The organism is Halomonas sp. EF61, assembly GCF_040147045.1.
GTDB classification, from domain to species: Bacteria; Pseudomonadota; Gammaproteobacteria; order Pseudomonadales; family Halomonadaceae; genus Halomonas; species Halomonas litopenaei.
Map to the genome: position 1 here is coordinate 1,028,724 of NZ_JAMSHM010000003.1, position 14,803 is coordinate 1,043,526.

A 14,803-nucleotide genomic window follows, 5' to 3' on the forward strand; every position below is an offset into this window, starting at 1 on the left:
CTCCAGGCAACCAACAGGCCATGATAGACCATCAGTTGGAACGCTCGATTTCCTGTCTCAGCTCGCTCACCAGTTCTATCGAAATCTCGGCCACTTGCGCGATCGTCTGGTCATCCAGCGAGGTCTGCTGAATCATATTGCGGGCTACGTCTTGCTTGACTTCCTGACGACCTTCCTTGCGACCTTCCTTGCGACCTTCCTGACGACCTTCCTCGCGACCTTCCTCGCGACCTTCCCGACGCCCCTCCGCCAGCCCCTGCTGCTTCCACTGCTCAGGCCACCGCTTGGCTCGTTCTGCCAGCATGTTGTGCACCTCGCTCAATTCATTCAGGGCCTGCCATCCGCCCTGTTCCTCATTTGACACCCAGTTCGGCAATAGTACTCGCTTGATCCAGATGACGAAGTGTCGACGCAAATCTGTCTGCTCTGGTGTCTGCAACCATTTCACCAGCAATCCGATCAGCTCAACCGCATCTGCGGGACTCCGGTGATGCTCCAGCTGGAAGATGGCCGACACCACATTGCGCGCTTCGCTGGAGAACTGCTGGTCGGCAACGAGGGCGCCTTCATCCAATAGCAGAAAGGACAGATCCGGTCGGTAGTGCGCCAGGCTGCCAGGTCCTGCCTGAATGAGATCCCGAACGTTGACAGGCGCGCTCCAGCGACGCTCTCCATTATAGAGCACGATAGGCAAAACCGGCGGTAGCTTGCCCGACCGAGTCAGCTGTTTCTGCTTGACCAGATCCTGGTAGAGCAACCCGACGTAGGTCATGGTGCGAAGCGCCATGAAACGATCCACCGTGCTCTGAAATTCCAGCAACAGGTAGACGTAGCACCACTCATCACCGAAGCGCGCGCGCCAGATGACGTCGTTTTCGCGATCACGAAGGTCATCAGTGACGAAGCTGCCGCTGACCCGCTCCAGCGAGTCGAGGTCCAGCTTCTCGATCCAGTCTTCGCCGATAAAGCCGGTCAGCAGGTCTCGGATCACCCTCGGCTCGCTGAACAACAACTTGTAGCTTTGATCATGCTGGTTTTTCATGGCGCCCTGACCCGGCCAGGCGGCCGGCCTCTTCTCTTGGCTAGAGCTAGACCTGGATCTAGAGCCGCAGCCCCCCGTCCACTTCCATGACGCGGGCGGTGAAGTAGTCATTGTCAAAGATGAAGGCAACGCTCTCGGCGATATCGGCAGGTGCGCCAAGGCGGCGCAGGGGCACGCCTGCGGTCAGCTTTTCGAGCATGTCGTCACGCATGGAGGCGGTCATCTCGGTCTCGATGAAGCCAGGTGCCACCGCGCCCACGCGAATACCATGACGGGCCAGCTCCTTGCCCCAGGTGACGGTCAGGGCGGCAACGCCGGCCTTGGCCGCGGCATAGTTGCTCTGGCCCATGTTGCCGGCGCGCGAGATGCTCGAGATATTGACGATGACACCCCGGCGGTCATCCTCGATCATGGATGCGGCGGCGGCACGCCCGCACAGGAACACTCCGGTCAGATTGACATCGATGACCGCCTGCCACTCGTCCAGCCCCAGCGTCTTTTCGACCTTGCCGTCGCGCGCCTTGACCAGCAGGCCGTCACGCAGGATACCGGCGTTGTTGACCAGACCGTCGAGCGGCCCCATGTGCTCGCGGATGTCCGCAAAGGCTTCAGTGACAGAGGCCTCGTCCGCCACGTTGGCGACAAAGGCTCTGGCAGTGATGCCGGCATCGAACAGACCATTGACGGCCTGGTCCAGCTGGTCGTTATCGGTATCGATGAGCGCGATACGCGCTCCACGGCTTCCCAGATGGTGCGCCATGGCCAGGCCGAGTCCACGGGCTCCGCCGGTGATGGCGATCAGTGCATCGTCGAGTTGCATGCGGTTTCCCCTTGCAAGACGCGTCGTACACGCGTGTTTTCAGATGGTTTTTTCTGTCATGGCACCCAAGGCATAGCGCCAAGGCGCGGCAGACCGCACCTGCCGCCAGGCGAAGCGGCCGCGCGATACATCAAAGCACCACATATGAGCCCACTAACCATTGGTGCGCCGCATCATGACAACCTTTCACACCCCCCGCCACTCTTCCTTCGTCTAGCGCAAGCCGGCGCAACCACCTGCGCCCGAATCGGGCAATGAAGGAAGATCTTTGCCACACCGAGCGGAGGAAACCGTAAGCACAACCGCGCGAGTGGCCGCGCCAGAGTCGGCAAGGCGCCGCCAGCAGATGAAAGGCGCTGCCAGCAAATGAAAGCCGCCGACAGCAAAAGGTAGGCGCCATCAGCAAAAGCCACAGCAACGCTTGAACTCCGAGGTGGCCACCCCCATCTTGAACGGAGATCACAACGCGGAGCTGACATGCCCTTTCTTCTTATCTTCACCATCTTCGCCCTGCTCGACTTCGCTGTACTCTTTTCGGTGGGTAGCGAAATCGGTCTGCTTTCCACCCTGGCGCTGGTGCTGGCGACCGGCTTCATCGGTCTGCACCTGATTCGTCGCGAAGGCGTGGCCACCTTCGCACGCGCCCAGGAGCGGATGTCCCGCGGCGAGATCCCCTCCTCGGAGCTGATGACCGGTGCCGCGCTGATTTTCGGTGGCGCCCTGCTGATGGCGCCGGGTTTTCTGTCTGACGCACTCGGCTTCATGTGCCTGATTCCCAACGCTCGCCGCCTGCTGGGCAAGGCGCTGGCCAAGGTCGGGGTGCGCATGAAGGGCTTCCAGATGGGCGGCACCCATTTCGGTGGTACCCAGGAAGGGGGCTTTACGGGCCCGAAGGCCAATGCCGATGGATGGGACGAAGCCTCCGGCCGTCGCCGGGATGACACCAGCTGGCGCGAAAGTTCGGCCGGCGATGAAGAACCGCTGGAGGGCGAATTTATCAGCAAGGATGAGCGACGCCGCTAAGGCTTGCCTGAACAATGCTTACGTTCCTCAAGGTGGTGGAACAAGCCTGAGGCTTGCGCGGCGGACCCACCCTTGTCGCATCATCACCTTGCCCCTCGCATCGGCACCCTTCGGGGTGCCGATGCCGTTTCATGGGCCCCGTCAGCCTTAGATGCAAGAAGACAAAAAAATTTTCATCCAAGCCCTTGAAAGCCCCCACTCCAGCCCCACTTACCAGAGCAGCACCAAGCTTCGGTGAGGGAGCACGCTCCCCCGCCATTGACAGGAGGGCCGACAAGGGCCTGCCACTTCATCGGCAGCCCGGCAATGACCTCCAGCTCTCGCCGAGTCGCAGAGCGTCACGACGAGAGTGAACAATGAACCGCCGGGGTGGATGCCCCGGCCTTGCAAAACCATCAGGAGAACGTGAGCAATGAACATCCGTCCCTTGCACGATCGCGTCGTCATCCGTCGCGTTGAGGAAGAGCAGAAGACCGCAGGCGGCATCGTGCTTCCGGGCAACGCCCAGGAAAAACCGACTCGTGGCGAAGTTCTCGCCGTCGGTAACGGCCGGATTCTCGAGAGCGGCGACGTGCGTCCTCTGGACGTCAAGGTCGGCGACACCGTGATCTTCAAGGATGGCTTCGGCGTCGAAAAGCAGAAGATCGACGGCGAGGAAGTCCTGATCATGAGCGAGTCCGACATCCTGGCGGTCGTCGAGGGCTAAGCCCTGCCCCGCAGACTCACTCGTTTCAACGTTCACTTTTGACGCTTAGATTTTAAGGAAGTACAGAAAATGGCAGCGAAACAAGTCAAGTTCTCTGATGATGCCCGCAAGCGCATGGCGCGTGGTGTCGATGTCCTGGCCAACGCCGTCAAGGCTACCTTGGGCCCGAAAGGTCGCAACGTGGTGCTGGAGAAGTCCTTCGGCGCGCCGACCGTGACCAAGGACGGCGTCAGCGTCGCCAAGGAAATCGAACTGAAGGACCGGTTCGAAAACATGGGCGCGCAGATGGTCAAGGAAGTGGCTTCCAAGACCTCCGACGTGGCCGGTGACGGTACCACCACCGCTACCGTGCTGGCCCAGGCCATCGTCGCCGAAGGCCTGAAGGGCGTGACCGCCGGCATGAACCCGATGGACCTCAAGCGCGGCATCGACCAGGCCGTCATCGCTGCGGTCAAGGAAATCCAGGCTCTGTCCGTGCCCTGCACCGACTCCAAGGCCATCGCCCAGGTCGGCACCATCTCCGCCAACGGCGACTCGCGCATCGGCGAGATCATCGCCGAGGCGATGGAGAAGGTCGGCAAGGAAGGCGTCATCACTGTCGATGAAGGCCGTGGCTTCGAAGACGAGCTGGACGTGGTCGAGGGCATGCAGTTCGACCGCGGCTACCTGAGCCCGTACTTCGTCACCAACCAGGACACCATGGCGGTGGAACTGGAAGATCCGTTCATCCTGCTGGTGGACAAGAAGATCTCCAACATCCGCGAACTGCTGCCGACCCTGGAAGCCGTCGCCAAGGCCGGCAAGCCGCTGGTGATCATCGCCGAAGACATCGAAGGCGAAGCGCTGGCTACCCTGGTGGTCAACACCATGCGTGGCATCGTCAAGGTCGCCGCCGCCAAGGCGCCTGGCTTCGGTGATCGTCGCAAGGCCATGCTGCAGGACATCGCGATCCTGACCAACGGCACCGTGATCTCCGAGGAAGTGGGTCTGAACCTCGAGCAGGCCACCCTGGACCACCTGGGCACCGCCAAGCGCGTGACCATGTCCAAGGAAAACACCACCATCATCGATGGTGCCGGCAACGATGGTGACATCGAAGCACGCGTCAACCAGATCCGCGCCCAGATCGAAGAGACTTCCTCCGACTACGATCGCGAGAAGCTCCAGGAGCGTGTCGCCAAGCTGGCCGGCGGTGTTGCCGTCATCCGCGTCGGTGCCGCTACCGAAGTCGAGATGAAGGAGAAGAAGGCCCGCGTCGAGGACGCCCTGCACTCTACCCGCGCCGCGGTCGAGGAAGGTGTCGTGCCTGGCGGTGGTACTGCCCTGATCCGCATCCTGACCAAGATCGCTGGCCTCAAGGGTGACAACGAAGACCAGACCCACGGTATCGCCATCGCCCTGCGCGCCATGGAAGCACCGCTGCGTCAGATCGTCACCAACGCCGGCCAGGAAGCCTCCGTCATCGTCAACCGCATCAAGGACGGTGAAGGCAACTTCGGCTACAACGCCCAGACCGGCGAGTACGGCGACCTGTTCGAGATGGGTGTGCTGGACCCGGCCAAGGTGACTCGCAGCGCGCTGCAGTCCGCTGGCTCCGTTGCTGGCCTGCTGATCACCACCGAAGCCATGATCGCCGACGATCCGGACGAGAAGGACGCTGCTCCGGACATGGGCGGCATGGGTGGAATGGGCGGCATGGGCGGCATGATGTAACGCCTGCCCCGGGCAGCCCCGGCTGCCCGACCCGCGCACCCCAAGCGCACAAAGCCCTGCCTGATGGCAGGGCTTTAATGAGATGGTCAGCCTGACCTCGAAGCCCAGCAGGCTATGCTTGCTGGGCTTCTTCTTTTCAGAGGACCACGCTCATGACCGCTCCCGCCATCATCGGTATCGACCTGGGCAAACGCAGCTTCCATCTGCATGCTCAAACTCGCCACGGCAAACCCTTGTTCCGCAAGGCGCTGTCACGCCAGAAACTGCTGTCGCAATTGGCCCAGCAGCCTGCCTGTCGGGTGGTCATGGAATCCTGTGCCGGAAGCCATTACTGGGCCCGCCAGATCCAGGCGTTAGGGCACGACGTACGGCTGATTCCGCCCCAGTACGTCAAGCCCTTCGTCAAGACCAACAAGAACGATTTCGTGGATGCCGAGGCGATCTGCGAAGCGGCCTCACGTCCGGCCATGCGCTTCGCAGCGATCAAGAGCGAAGACCAGCAGATCCTCTGTGCGCTACACCGTACTCGCCAAGGGCTGGTCGCCGAACGCACCGCGATCATGAATCGCCTGCACGGCTTCCTGCTCGAATTCGGGGTGGCCTTGCCGGTCGGGCATGCGGCGATCCGTCGTCTCACGAGCTATCTGGAAGGCTTGCCACCCGCTTTCGTGGCGTTGGCTCAACGCCTCCAAGGGCACTATACCTGGCTAAGTGACGAGATCGCGGTTCTCGAGAAAACGCTCGAGCAGCATACCCGCTGTAACGATGGTGCCCGCCGCTTGATGACGGTGCCAGGAATCGGACCCATCACGGCCAGCGCCATCGTCGGCGCGGTAGGTGATGCCTCGCACTACCGTTCGGGGCGTGAGTTCGCCGCCGCCCTGGGGCTAGTGCCTCGCCAGTACGCAACCGGCGGAAAGCCGCGACTCCTGGGTATCAGCAAACGCGGCGATGGCCATCTACGACGCTTGCTGGTGCAGGGTGCCCGCGCGGTGATGCAGCGCCAGGATCAGCGTAACGATCAATTAGGTGACTGGCTGAGAGCACTGGGTTGCCGACGGCATTCGAATGTTGTGGCCTGTGCCTTGGCTAACAAGATGGCCAGAATCGCCTGGGCGATCCTGGCCAAAGGGGGTGAGTTCCGTCCATCGCCGGGGGCGACACTCGCCTGAGAGGAGATACCCTGTCACGGGTTTTGCGGCGTAGGATCACGATGACGACAAACGGCTCACTGCCTGTCCGAGAACCTGACAACAAAAACAGCACATTGATGCTGAGGCTTTTTTGAGGTCGGACAGGCGCGGCTTCTCATCGAGGGCCGGGCGCCAGTGATGCGTGCCCATCGAGAGCCCGAATACATTGGCGCAAGCCCACTTTGTCAATGTCGTAGATCCACGTTGCAAAAGCCAGGCTGACCATACATTTTGTTTGTCCCCATTCATTGAGCCGCCTCATCCAGAGGTTGAGGACTTTTCAATTTATTCCCGCCCCCGGGGCATGATTCACTATCGGCTGGATCAACTTGCAGGCAACATCATGGATTTGACGCTACTGGACGGCGGCATGGGGCGCGAGCTCAAGCGTATCGGCGCCCCCTTCTCACAGCCCTTGTGGAGCGCCCAGGCGCTGATCGAAGCTCCCGACCGGGTCATCGAGGCCCACCTCAACTTTATTCGGGCCGGCGCCCGAGTGATTACTGCCAACAGCTACGCCTGCGTGCCGTTCCATCTTGGCGAGCGGCGCTATCGGGAAGATGGGCCGGAACTCGCTTCTCTTGCGGCACGATTGGCAGCGCAAGCGGCAAGCCGCTGGCAGGAAGAATCCGTCCAGCCACCATCGCAAGCCAATGCCCCAGAAGCCTCGATCAGCGTAGCCGGCTGCCTGCCTCCCGCCCTAGGCAGCTATCGTCCCGATCTGTTCGATCCCTGCCGCGCCAGGGAGATCACTACTGCCCTGTATCATGCGCAGGACCCACACGTGGATCTGTGGCTCGCCGAGACTCTATCGAGTCTTGCCGAGATCTCGGTCATGCAGGAGGTTCTGGCGGCTTCCGAGAAGCCTCGCTGGTACGCCCTCACCCTTCAGGACGAGGTGTCCGACATCGCACGCCTGCGCTCCGGCGAGTCCGTTGCCGAGGCCACCCAACAGCTATGTCAGGGCGGCGCCGACGCCATCCTGTTCAACTGCTCGATTCCGGAGGTCATGGCGCAAGCACTGGTCGACGCCGGCGACGCCATGCAACGACTCAAGCTGTCCCGCCCGCTGGGCGCCTACGCCAACAGCTTCTCACCGATCGGCGATGCCCACCGAGCCAACACCACCTTGACGGCGGACCGGGAGCTCACCCCGGCAGGCTACCTGGACTACGCCAAACGCTGGCACGCCCTGGGCGCGCGTCTGATCGGCGGGTGCTGTGGCATCCATCCGGCCCATATCGAGACACTCGCCGACTGGTACCACGCCGGCCATCGTTAGAACGCGCTCTGTCGCCCCACTTCTTCGCTCCTCACCCACCAGCCACACGACACCCAAGAGCCCAGACCATCGGCTGCGACGTCCTTGATCTTCGTCAGGGCGGCGCAGCGTGGCGGCCTTTACTTTCCCCCTTCCTGATCCACGGCAGCATCGCGCCGCGTCCACGCCGCTAGGCTGTTCGGCCAGCAGATGAGTCGGTGGTTTCCCGTCCTTGAAGGTTGCCCATGTGGCACACCCATGGCTCATCGACCGCCAATTCCTCAACGCTCGATCAGGACTCTTCGATGTCACCCTCTCGGCTATTACTTCTCGGCCCCATCGCCTTGCTGCTTCCAGGGGGCTTTACCCTGATACGCGGGCATGCACTGCGCGCCTCCGTCGCCTTCATTGCCTGGTTGGCTCCGCTGGTTGCGGCAGCACTGGGGCTGATGAGCCTGGCCGTCGCCGGCCTGCTGGAAGCCTTTGTTCTTGTTGGCCATGGACTGATCCTCAGCATGCATCTGGCACTGTGGAGGCCGCAGCGATGAGCGCTATCGACAGCCAACTCCCCGCGCTTTCCTATCGCCGAGATGATGAGGTAGACCTGCGCGATATCGCCCTGATGTTGCTTGAAGGCTGGAAATGGATCCTTGGCAGCGTGGCCACCGCCCTGGTACTGGCCCTGGTGTATGTTGCCATCTCCACCCAGAGCTTTCGCGCGTCAACCAGCTACACGCCCTCCCCGGAGGGGCTTCGCCTGCTCAACCAGATGCCCGGCATCGACTATTCGAAGGCCTCTACGCAGGCGGAACTGGAACTGAAGCTCGGCAGCTTCGGCAATCTGCGAGAGTTCATCGATATCCACCCTGAGTGGCAGTCCATCACCCAGGCAGAGGCCGACGAGCAGGGCGTGACTCTGGATGAGCATCTACGCCTTCACTACTTCGACAAGCTGGAGATCAGCCTTCCCGACACGGAAGGAGCAGGCCCCCACCAGTTGAGTTTCGAATATCCGGAGTCGCTCAGAGGGGCAGCGCTACTCAATGAATATCTGGCCTGGACAGAGGCGCAGTACACCCAGGCCCTGGTCCAGCGCGCAACGCGTGCGCTGGAAACGGCGTTGACACGCAACAGCGAAAAGATGCAGGCACACCTGAACGCCTACCAGGACAGCGTGACTGCCGAGATCACCCGTCTTCACGAGCAGCACGACATTCACCTGGCCGAACTCGAAGACCAACTCCAGGCCGAAAAGAACGCCGAGCGCAAGTCTCGCCTCGAGCGCATTCGCACTCTGTCCCAGGCGGAAGCCATCGCACGGCGCCTGGGTATCACCCAGCCCACCTCGCCCCTGGAGCTGGGTGACGAGGGACAGACGCAGACCGACTACGATGACATCAGTATCGGCGCCAGCCTGCCGCTCTACTTCATGGGGTCCCAGGCACTGGCCGCAGAAAGAGAGGTGGTCGAACAAAGCCTGGAAGAAGACGCCAGCACCTCCGCTATCCGAGATATCGAAAAGAAGATTGCACAGCTTCAGCACGAACGTCGCATCGAAGCGCTGCAGCAGCGCGATGACGGCTCGCCGTTTATCGAGGCCTACAACCAGCTGCGCCAGGAAAATACCCTGCTGCGGGCCAACCGCGTTACCGCCGACGATATCGACGTCGTCGAGGTGGTCAACCTGGCCTATCGTCCAAACCGTCCAGAAGGCCCGGGCAAGGCCCTGGTGCTGGCCCTCGCCGTGATACTGGGGGGCATGCTGGGCGTCATGCTGGTGATGTGCGTATCGTTCGGCCGAAGCCTCAAGCGCTACAGGGCCCAGCGCGCTTGATGTCGCCATCCCGACCTGCAGCGCCAGCGCTGCACCCTTAGCCACGATCCCCTGGCTTTCCAACGCTATTGCATAGCATCAGCCGTTTCGCACTCGCCCCGAGTCAGAGCTTGGTCTGACTCGGGGTCGTTGTGTACGTCCCGGCTCTCGACCTCGCCTACTGCGCTCCCTGCATCTCCCCCTTTCTCCTCTTTTGGCCTGCCCACTCTTTCTCGGAAGGCTGAACGTGACTTTCTTGGCGCTGGTGCCACATCGATTGTGCACATTAAGGCATATCGCTGCTTATAGCTGCCACAGCCGTTTTAGCAAAAACAACTAGCCAAATAGGCATCTATGCAAAGGTACATCGAGATATTGCTGGACTTATGTAAGGAAATGCTCGAAATAATCTATTTGCCGGCTTACAAACTCGCCTTCATCCTGCTACATTCGTGCCGCGAAAAATGTGCATATAAGCACTACCTTTTGGCTCACGCAGGGCTGATAAACGCTATGTCAACATTAAAACACCTGGTGGCATCCCCCATGATGCTGCTGCTTCCGGGCGCTCTGGCGTTCAGCGAACGCCGCTATATCTCCGCGGTCATCATGCTCGCCGCGGTGCTGGCTCCCATCTTCGTGCTGTATCTGGGTCTGGTCGACACCTCTCAATTCCTTCTTGTGGAAGTGTCTGTCCTGCTCGTTCACCTGCTCGCTCTGACGGCGAGGCTTGCTGTCTGGAATCCTCACGCATGAACTCTTACAACCACCGCTCCGTCGATCAATCCCAGCATCATTCCTCCGACGAGATTGACCTGCGGGACATTGCCATCATGCTGATCAACGGATGGCGCTGGATCGCCATCAGCATGGCAACCTGTCTCGTACTGGCGACGATCTATCTGGTGGCATCGACACCGTCATACCATTCTTCGCTCACCTACACCGAGACGAGTGATGGCCTCAACGTCATCAACCGCATTCCCGGGGTTGCCATCACTCCCCAGCAGGCCGTTTCAGAGCTGGAGATTCGCCTGGGGAGTTACGAGCGCTTCCGCGTCTTCCTCGATCAGCACCCCGACTACGCCGACATGCTGATGCAGGATAGTGCCCCGGAACTCGAGGGCACGGTGCTTCGCACGCAGTTCCGTGAGCTGAAGGTAGCGCCTGGCGATCTCGCCTCCGGCAGTCCCGGGGAGGTCAGCTTCTCCTATCCCGAAGATATCGACGGCGCTGCATTGCTGAACCAGTACTTCCAGTGGTCACAGCAGCAGTACACCGAAGACCTGCTCGCGCGTGCCGATCGTAGCCTGGCCAGCGCCATTTCACGCAACGAGGCCGAAATGGAGGCCCACCTGGAGGCCTACGACGCAGAACTGGATGCCACCGTCACGCGGATGAACGAAGAACACTCGATTCGCCGACTCGAGCTTCAGGATCAGCTCGCCGCCGAACGCGCCGCGGAGCGCGCTTCCCGCGAGGAGCGCATTCGCACCCTGGAACAGGCAGAAGAGATCGCTGGCATGCTCGGCATCACCAAGCCGACGTCTCCGCTATCGTTGGGAGACGCCGATAACGCCGCGCGTATCGTCTACGACAACGTCAGCATCGGCAACGATCTGCCACTGTACTTCCTGGGTACCGAAGCCCTGGCGGCCGAGCGCGAGGTATTGACGCAGGGTCTCGACCAGCCCATCACCTCGCCGGCCATCCGTCAGATCGAAAAGCAGCTCGAACAGTTGCAGCACCAGCGGCGTATCGAAGCCTTCAAGGCCCGCGAGAATGACTCGCCGTTTATCGATGCCTACAACCAGCTGCGCCAGGAAAACACTCTACTGAGGGCCAACCGCATCACCGCCGACGACATCGACGTCGTCGAGGTGGTCAATGTGGCCTATCGCCCAATGCAGCCCGAAGGTCCCGGCAAGGCCCTGGTGCTGGCGCTCGCCCTCATCCTCGGGGGCATGCTGGGCGTGATGCTGGTGATGCTGGTAGCGTTCAGCCGCAGCCTCAGGCGGTATCGTTCACAGACAGTCTGATCTTTCCACCATCGTCTCAGGGGCCGCCATCGCGGCCCCTTCGCTTTGGGCGAAAGTGGCGGTATGGTGTCGCTCGTTTTCCCATCGACGGTTGCCGTGCTCCATGACTCAAGCCTTGCCCTTCGCCAATCTGCGCATCGTTCTTGTCCAGACCTACCATCCCGGCAACATCGGCTCCGCCGCTCGCGCGATGAAGACCATGGGACTCACCGATCTGGTGCTGGTCAATCCACGCGTCTTTCCTGATGAAGAGGCCACCCGCCTGGCCGCAGGTGCGGCAGATGTGGTCGAAAACGCCCGCGTGGTGGAACGTCTCGAGGACGCCATCAATGACTGTGTCAGGGTGGTCGGGGCCAGCGCCAGGCTGAGAAGCCTGCCACTGCCTCACTACGACGAACCGGACGAGATGGCCCAGGCGCTGGTGAAGGACGCAGTACACGACCCGGTGGCACTGGTCTTCGGCCGCGAGCGCTTCGGCCTGACCAACGACGAAATCCGCCTGTGCTCGCATCAGGTCAGCATTCCGGCCAATCCCGACTACGGCATTCTGAACCTGTCCCAGGCGGTGCAGGTGCTGGCCTACGAGTTGCGCCGGGCCTGGCGCCGACTCCCCTGCCCTGATGTCGATGCCGCCGTCGATCGCGATGCCGACACGGATACCGACACCGATACCGACACCGACAACGTCGCCACTTCGGGGACTCCGTCTCGGCTACGCCAGCCCACCCGCGAGCAGGTCGCCCACTTTCAGGCACATCTGGGCCGGGTGATGCGCGACAGCGGTTTTATTACCCAGCCCCACGCGCGCACCGAGGAACAGCTCCAGGCGCTGTTCGCCAGGGCTACACCCACGCGCAAGGAACTCTCGCTGCTGCGCGGCCTGCTGTCGTCGCTCGAGGCACACCTGCCCCCTTCCAGCGACGATCGCCAGGACTGACGTCACTACAGCAAAAGGCCCCGCCTGGGCGGGGCCTGGATGGCCATGTCGGGGGTGGTGTCGATCAGCCTTCGATGACGCCACAAGCGACGCGGGCTCCGCCACCGCCGAGCTTGGGCTCGTCGGAGTAGTTGTCACCACCGGTGTGAATCATGATGGCGTGACCTGCAAGGTCCTCCTCGCTGATGCGCGGCGCCAGGGTCGGCAGTGTCGCCTCGCCCTGCTGTCCCAACGCCAGCGCCGGCAGGTCACCCAGGTGGCCGTCACCGTAGGGGCCCTGGTGGGTGCCGGTGTCCTCCGGGTCGAAGTGGCCTCCGGCGCCAGCCGCCGCAACCGTCTCGCCATCCTTCTCGGCCGGCTCGCAGCTCGGGTTCACGTGAACGTGAAGGCCGTGGATGCCGGTATCCAGACCCTCAAGGTCGGGGGTGATCCTGAGACCATGCTCACTATCCTCGAAACTGATGGTGCCGAGGGAGTCGCCAATACCGTCGGTGCTGACGCTGTGCATCTCCACCTCCGTGGCGGCGTGGGCGGCGCCTGTTACCAGCAGGCCTGCCCCCAGCAAGCACGATCCGGCAAACACGCGTGCCTTCAACATCTTGTCGCTCCTGTCCATGTGTCGATCCTCTCCATCTGTGAACAAGTGTCTTGCTGCGCCCTGGGCTCGATAACTCCTTCATCTTCCCGGGAGCGCCACGACCCACCGGTCGATGAGTCTCCCCCAGCGTGGACCATATCGACGGATCTGCACAACCCGTAGCACTCATGTCTCACTATTGCAGTGGCTCACACGTCGATGTTCGGGCCGGGCCTGGCGCACAAAAAAACGCCCGCGCGAATAGCGCGGGCGTCTGGGCTTTCCTGCGGGCGATCACAGCGTCATCGCCGCCAGCCAGCCAAAGCCGATCAACGGGATGTTGTAGTGCACGAAGGTCGGCACCACGCTGTCCCAGATGTGGTCATGCTGACGATCCACGTTGAGGCCGGAGGTTGGCCCGAGAGTGGAGTCCGACGCCGGGGAGCCGGCGTCACCCAGGGCGGCGGCGGTGCCGACCAGGGCGACCGTCGCCAGATCGGAGAAGCCGAACTGTACCGCCAGCGGAACGAAGATGGCGGCGATGATCGGGATGGTCGAAAACGACGAGCCGATGCCCAGGGTGATGAACAGACCCACCAGCAGCATCAAGAGCGCCGCCAGGCCACGGTTGTCGCCGATGACCTCGACGCTGGCGCTGACCAGGGTCTCGATCTCGCCGGTGGCGGTCATTACGGCCGCGAAGCCGGAGGCCGAGATCATGATGAAGCCGATCAGGGCCATCATGCGCATGCCGCTGGTGAACAGATCATCGGCTTCGCGCCAGCGGAAGATGCCGCCCATGGACAACAGCGAAAAGCCCACCAGGCCACCCAGGATCATTGAGCCGGTATAGAGCTGGATACCGAGCGCAGCGACGATCGCTATCACCGACATGATCAGGCCCAGGGTGTGAGGCTCCTCGATCTCGCTGTGGTCGTGGCCATGGCCGTGGGCCGGCGTATTGCCAAGCTCCACCTCGTCATAGACCCGAGGCTTGCGGTAGGACAGGAACACCGCCACCAGAAGCCCGAGGAACATGCCGGCGACCGGCACACCCATGGCCATGGGCACCATGGCGCGGTCGATCTCGAGGCCCAGTGCGGCGCCAGCCTCGTTGATGTTGGCCAGCAGGATGTCGTTGAGGAAGATCGCCCCGAAGCCTACCGGCAGCAACATGTAGGGCGCGGTCAGGCCGAAGGTCAGGGTACAGGCGACCGCGCGGCGGTCCATTCTGAGCTGATTCATCACCTTGAGCAGCGGCGGAATCAGGATCGGAATAAAGGCGATGTGGACCGGGATCAGGTTCTGGGAGGAGATCGCCACCAGCAGCACGCTACCGATCAGCAGGTACTTGACCGTGGCCTGACGGGACGCGCTGGACTCCTGCCCCAGCAGAGTGATCAGGCGGCGTGCCAGCAGGTCCGGCAGGCCCGAGCGAGAGATCGCCACGGCGAAGGCACCGAGGGTGGCGTAGGCCAGCGCCACCTTGGCACCGCCACCGACACCGTCGTTGAAGGCCGCCAGGGTGTCCTCGATGGACAGACCACCGGCCAGGCCGCCCACCAGCGCCCCTACCACCAGGGCCAGCACCACGGAGACCCGCGCCAGCGACAGTCCCACCATCACCAGCACGGCAAGGATTACAGCGTTCATAGACGAATCCAGGTTTATGTTCGAGA

At 62.1% G+C, this 14,803-nt stretch carries 14 protein-coding genes; 10 read left to right on the forward strand and 4 right to left on the reverse strand.

Going from position 1 to position 14,803, the window contains the following annotated elements; all coding sequences use genetic code 11:
* Positions 1-31 precede the first annotated feature (31 nt).
* Together NFI08_RS19185 and NFI08_RS19190 are read right to left on the reverse strand one after the other, a co-directional pair.
* The gene (locus NFI08_RS19185) at positions 32-1,042 is read right to left on the reverse strand and encodes an Rpn family recombination-promoting nuclease/putative transposase (RefSeq protein ID WP_349591268.1); all 1,011 of its coding nucleotides are present in this window, start codon (positions 1,040-1,042) and stop codon (positions 32-34) included.
* Between the two features lie 58 nt (positions 1,043-1,100).
* The gene (locus NFI08_RS19190; protein WP_213229808.1) at positions 1,101-1,862 is read right to left on the reverse strand and encodes an SDR family NAD(P)-dependent oxidoreductase; all 762 of its coding nucleotides are present in this window, start codon (positions 1,860-1,862) and stop codon (positions 1,101-1,103) included.
* 477 nt (positions 1,863-2,339) lie between these two features.
* Here NFI08_RS19190 and NFI08_RS19195 point away from each other — a divergent pair, with 477 nt between their 5' ends.
* The 10 genes from NFI08_RS19195 (at position 2,340) to NFI08_RS19240 (ending at position 12,547) form a co-directional block, all read left to right on the forward strand.
* Positions 2,340-2,885 carry an FxsA family protein gene (locus NFI08_RS19195; RefSeq protein ID WP_349591269.1) on the forward strand — a complete coding sequence of 182 codons (546 nt, stop codon included), beginning with the start codon at positions 2,340-2,342 and terminating at the stop codon, positions 2,883-2,885.
* Positions 2,886-3,297: 412 nt separating this feature from the next.
* Positions 3,298-3,591 (forward strand): co-chaperone GroES, encoded by a 294-nt coding sequence (locus tag NFI08_RS19200; RefSeq protein ID WP_045994577.1) that lies wholly within the window; start codon positions 3,298-3,300, stop codon positions 3,589-3,591.
* Positions 3,592-3,660: 69 nt separating this feature from the next.
* Positions 3,661-5,304: a chaperonin GroEL gene (gene groL / locus NFI08_RS19205; RefSeq protein WP_045994578.1), complete on the forward strand. Its 1,644-nt coding sequence runs from the start codon at positions 3,661-3,663 to the stop codon at positions 5,302-5,304.
* Positions 5,305-5,456: 152 nt separating this feature from the next.
* Entirely contained in the window at positions 5,457-6,476 is a 1,020-nt protein-coding gene (locus tag NFI08_RS19210) for an IS110 family RNA-guided transposase (RefSeq protein WP_108450237.1), read from the forward strand.
* 364 nt (positions 6,477-6,840) lie between these two features.
* Positions 6,841-7,779: a homocysteine S-methyltransferase family protein gene (locus NFI08_RS19215; RefSeq protein ID WP_349591270.1), complete on the forward strand. Its 939-nt coding sequence runs from the start codon at positions 6,841-6,843 to the stop codon at positions 7,777-7,779.
* A gap of 284 nt (positions 7,780-8,063) precedes the next feature.
* Complete coding sequence (locus NFI08_RS19220; protein ID WP_108447761.1) at positions 8,064-8,306, forward strand: hypothetical protein; 243 nt, start codon at positions 8,064-8,066, stop codon at positions 8,304-8,306.
* Positions 8,303-9,592, forward strand: coding sequence for a GNVR domain-containing protein (locus NFI08_RS19225; RefSeq protein ID WP_108447760.1), 1,290 nt, complete (start codon positions 8,303-8,305; stop codon positions 9,590-9,592). Before NFI08_RS19220 ends, NFI08_RS19225 begins: the two co-directional genes overlap by 4 nt.
* A gap of 525 nt (positions 9,593-10,117) precedes the next feature.
* Entirely contained in the window at positions 10,118-10,327 is a 210-nt protein-coding gene (locus NFI08_RS19230; RefSeq protein ID WP_349591271.1) for a hypothetical protein, read from the forward strand.
* Positions 10,324-11,610: a GNVR domain-containing protein gene (locus tag NFI08_RS19235; RefSeq protein WP_349591272.1), complete on the forward strand. Its 1,287-nt coding sequence runs from the start codon at positions 10,324-10,326 to the stop codon at positions 11,608-11,610. Before NFI08_RS19230 ends, NFI08_RS19235 begins: the two co-directional genes overlap by 4 nt.
* A gap of 103 nt (positions 11,611-11,713) precedes the next feature.
* A complete protein-coding gene (locus NFI08_RS19240; RefSeq protein ID WP_349591273.1) occupies positions 11,714-12,547 on the forward strand; it encodes an RNA methyltransferase in 834 nt (277 codons plus the stop codon).
* A gap of 64 nt (positions 12,548-12,611) precedes the next feature.
* Here NFI08_RS19240 and sodC read toward each other — a convergent pair whose 3' ends face one another.
* Both sodC and NFI08_RS19250 read right to left on the reverse strand, forming a co-directional pair.
* Positions 12,612-13,145: a superoxide dismutase family protein gene (sodC, locus tag NFI08_RS19245; RefSeq protein ID WP_108447974.1), complete on the reverse strand. Its 534-nt coding sequence runs from the start codon at positions 13,143-13,145 to the stop codon at positions 12,612-12,614.
* Positions 13,146-13,418: 273 nt separating this feature from the next.
* Complete coding sequence (locus NFI08_RS19250; protein ID WP_045994850.1) at positions 13,419-14,777, reverse strand: Na+/H+ antiporter family protein; 1,359 nt, start codon at positions 14,775-14,777, stop codon at positions 13,419-13,421.
* Between the last annotated feature and the right edge of the window lie 26 nt (positions 14,778-14,803).

Coding starts and splice junctions, on each gene's coding strand:
- NFI08_RS19185 (WP_349591268.1), bottom strand. CDS start 1,042: ATGAAAAACCAGCATGATCAAAGCTACAAGTTGTTGTTCAGCGAGCCG.
- NFI08_RS19190 (WP_213229808.1), bottom strand. CDS start 1,862: ATGCAACTCGACGATGCACTGATCGCCATCACCGGCGGAGCCCGTGGA.
- NFI08_RS19195 (WP_349591269.1), top strand. CDS start 2,340: ATGCCCTTTCTTCTTATCTTCACCATCTTCGCCCTGCTCGACTTCGCT.
- NFI08_RS19200 (WP_045994577.1), top strand. CDS start 3,298: ATGAACATCCGTCCCTTGCACGATCGCGTCGTCATCCGTCGCGTTGAG.
- groL (WP_045994578.1), top strand. CDS start 3,661: ATGGCAGCGAAACAAGTCAAGTTCTCTGATGATGCCCGCAAGCGCATG.
- NFI08_RS19210 (WP_108450237.1), top strand. CDS start 5,457: ATGACCGCTCCCGCCATCATCGGTATCGACCTGGGCAAACGCAGCTTC.
- NFI08_RS19215 (WP_349591270.1), top strand. CDS start 6,841: ATGGATTTGACGCTACTGGACGGCGGCATGGGGCGCGAGCTCAAGCGT.
- NFI08_RS19220 (WP_108447761.1), top strand. CDS start 8,064: ATGTCACCCTCTCGGCTATTACTTCTCGGCCCCATCGCCTTGCTGCTT.
- NFI08_RS19225 (WP_108447760.1), top strand. CDS start 8,303: ATGAGCGCTATCGACAGCCAACTCCCCGCGCTTTCCTATCGCCGAGAT.
- NFI08_RS19230 (WP_349591271.1), top strand. CDS start 10,118: ATGATGCTGCTGCTTCCGGGCGCTCTGGCGTTCAGCGAACGCCGCTAT.
- NFI08_RS19235 (WP_349591272.1), top strand. CDS start 10,324: ATGAACTCTTACAACCACCGCTCCGTCGATCAATCCCAGCATCATTCC.
- NFI08_RS19240 (WP_349591273.1), top strand. CDS start 11,714: ATGACTCAAGCCTTGCCCTTCGCCAATCTGCGCATCGTTCTTGTCCAG.
- sodC (WP_108447974.1), bottom strand. CDS start 13,145: ATGTTGAAGGCACGCGTGTTTGCCGGATCGTGCTTGCTGGGGGCAGGC.
- NFI08_RS19250 (WP_045994850.1), bottom strand. CDS start 14,777: ATGAACGCTGTAATCCTTGCCGTGCTGGTGATGGTGGGACTGTCGCTG.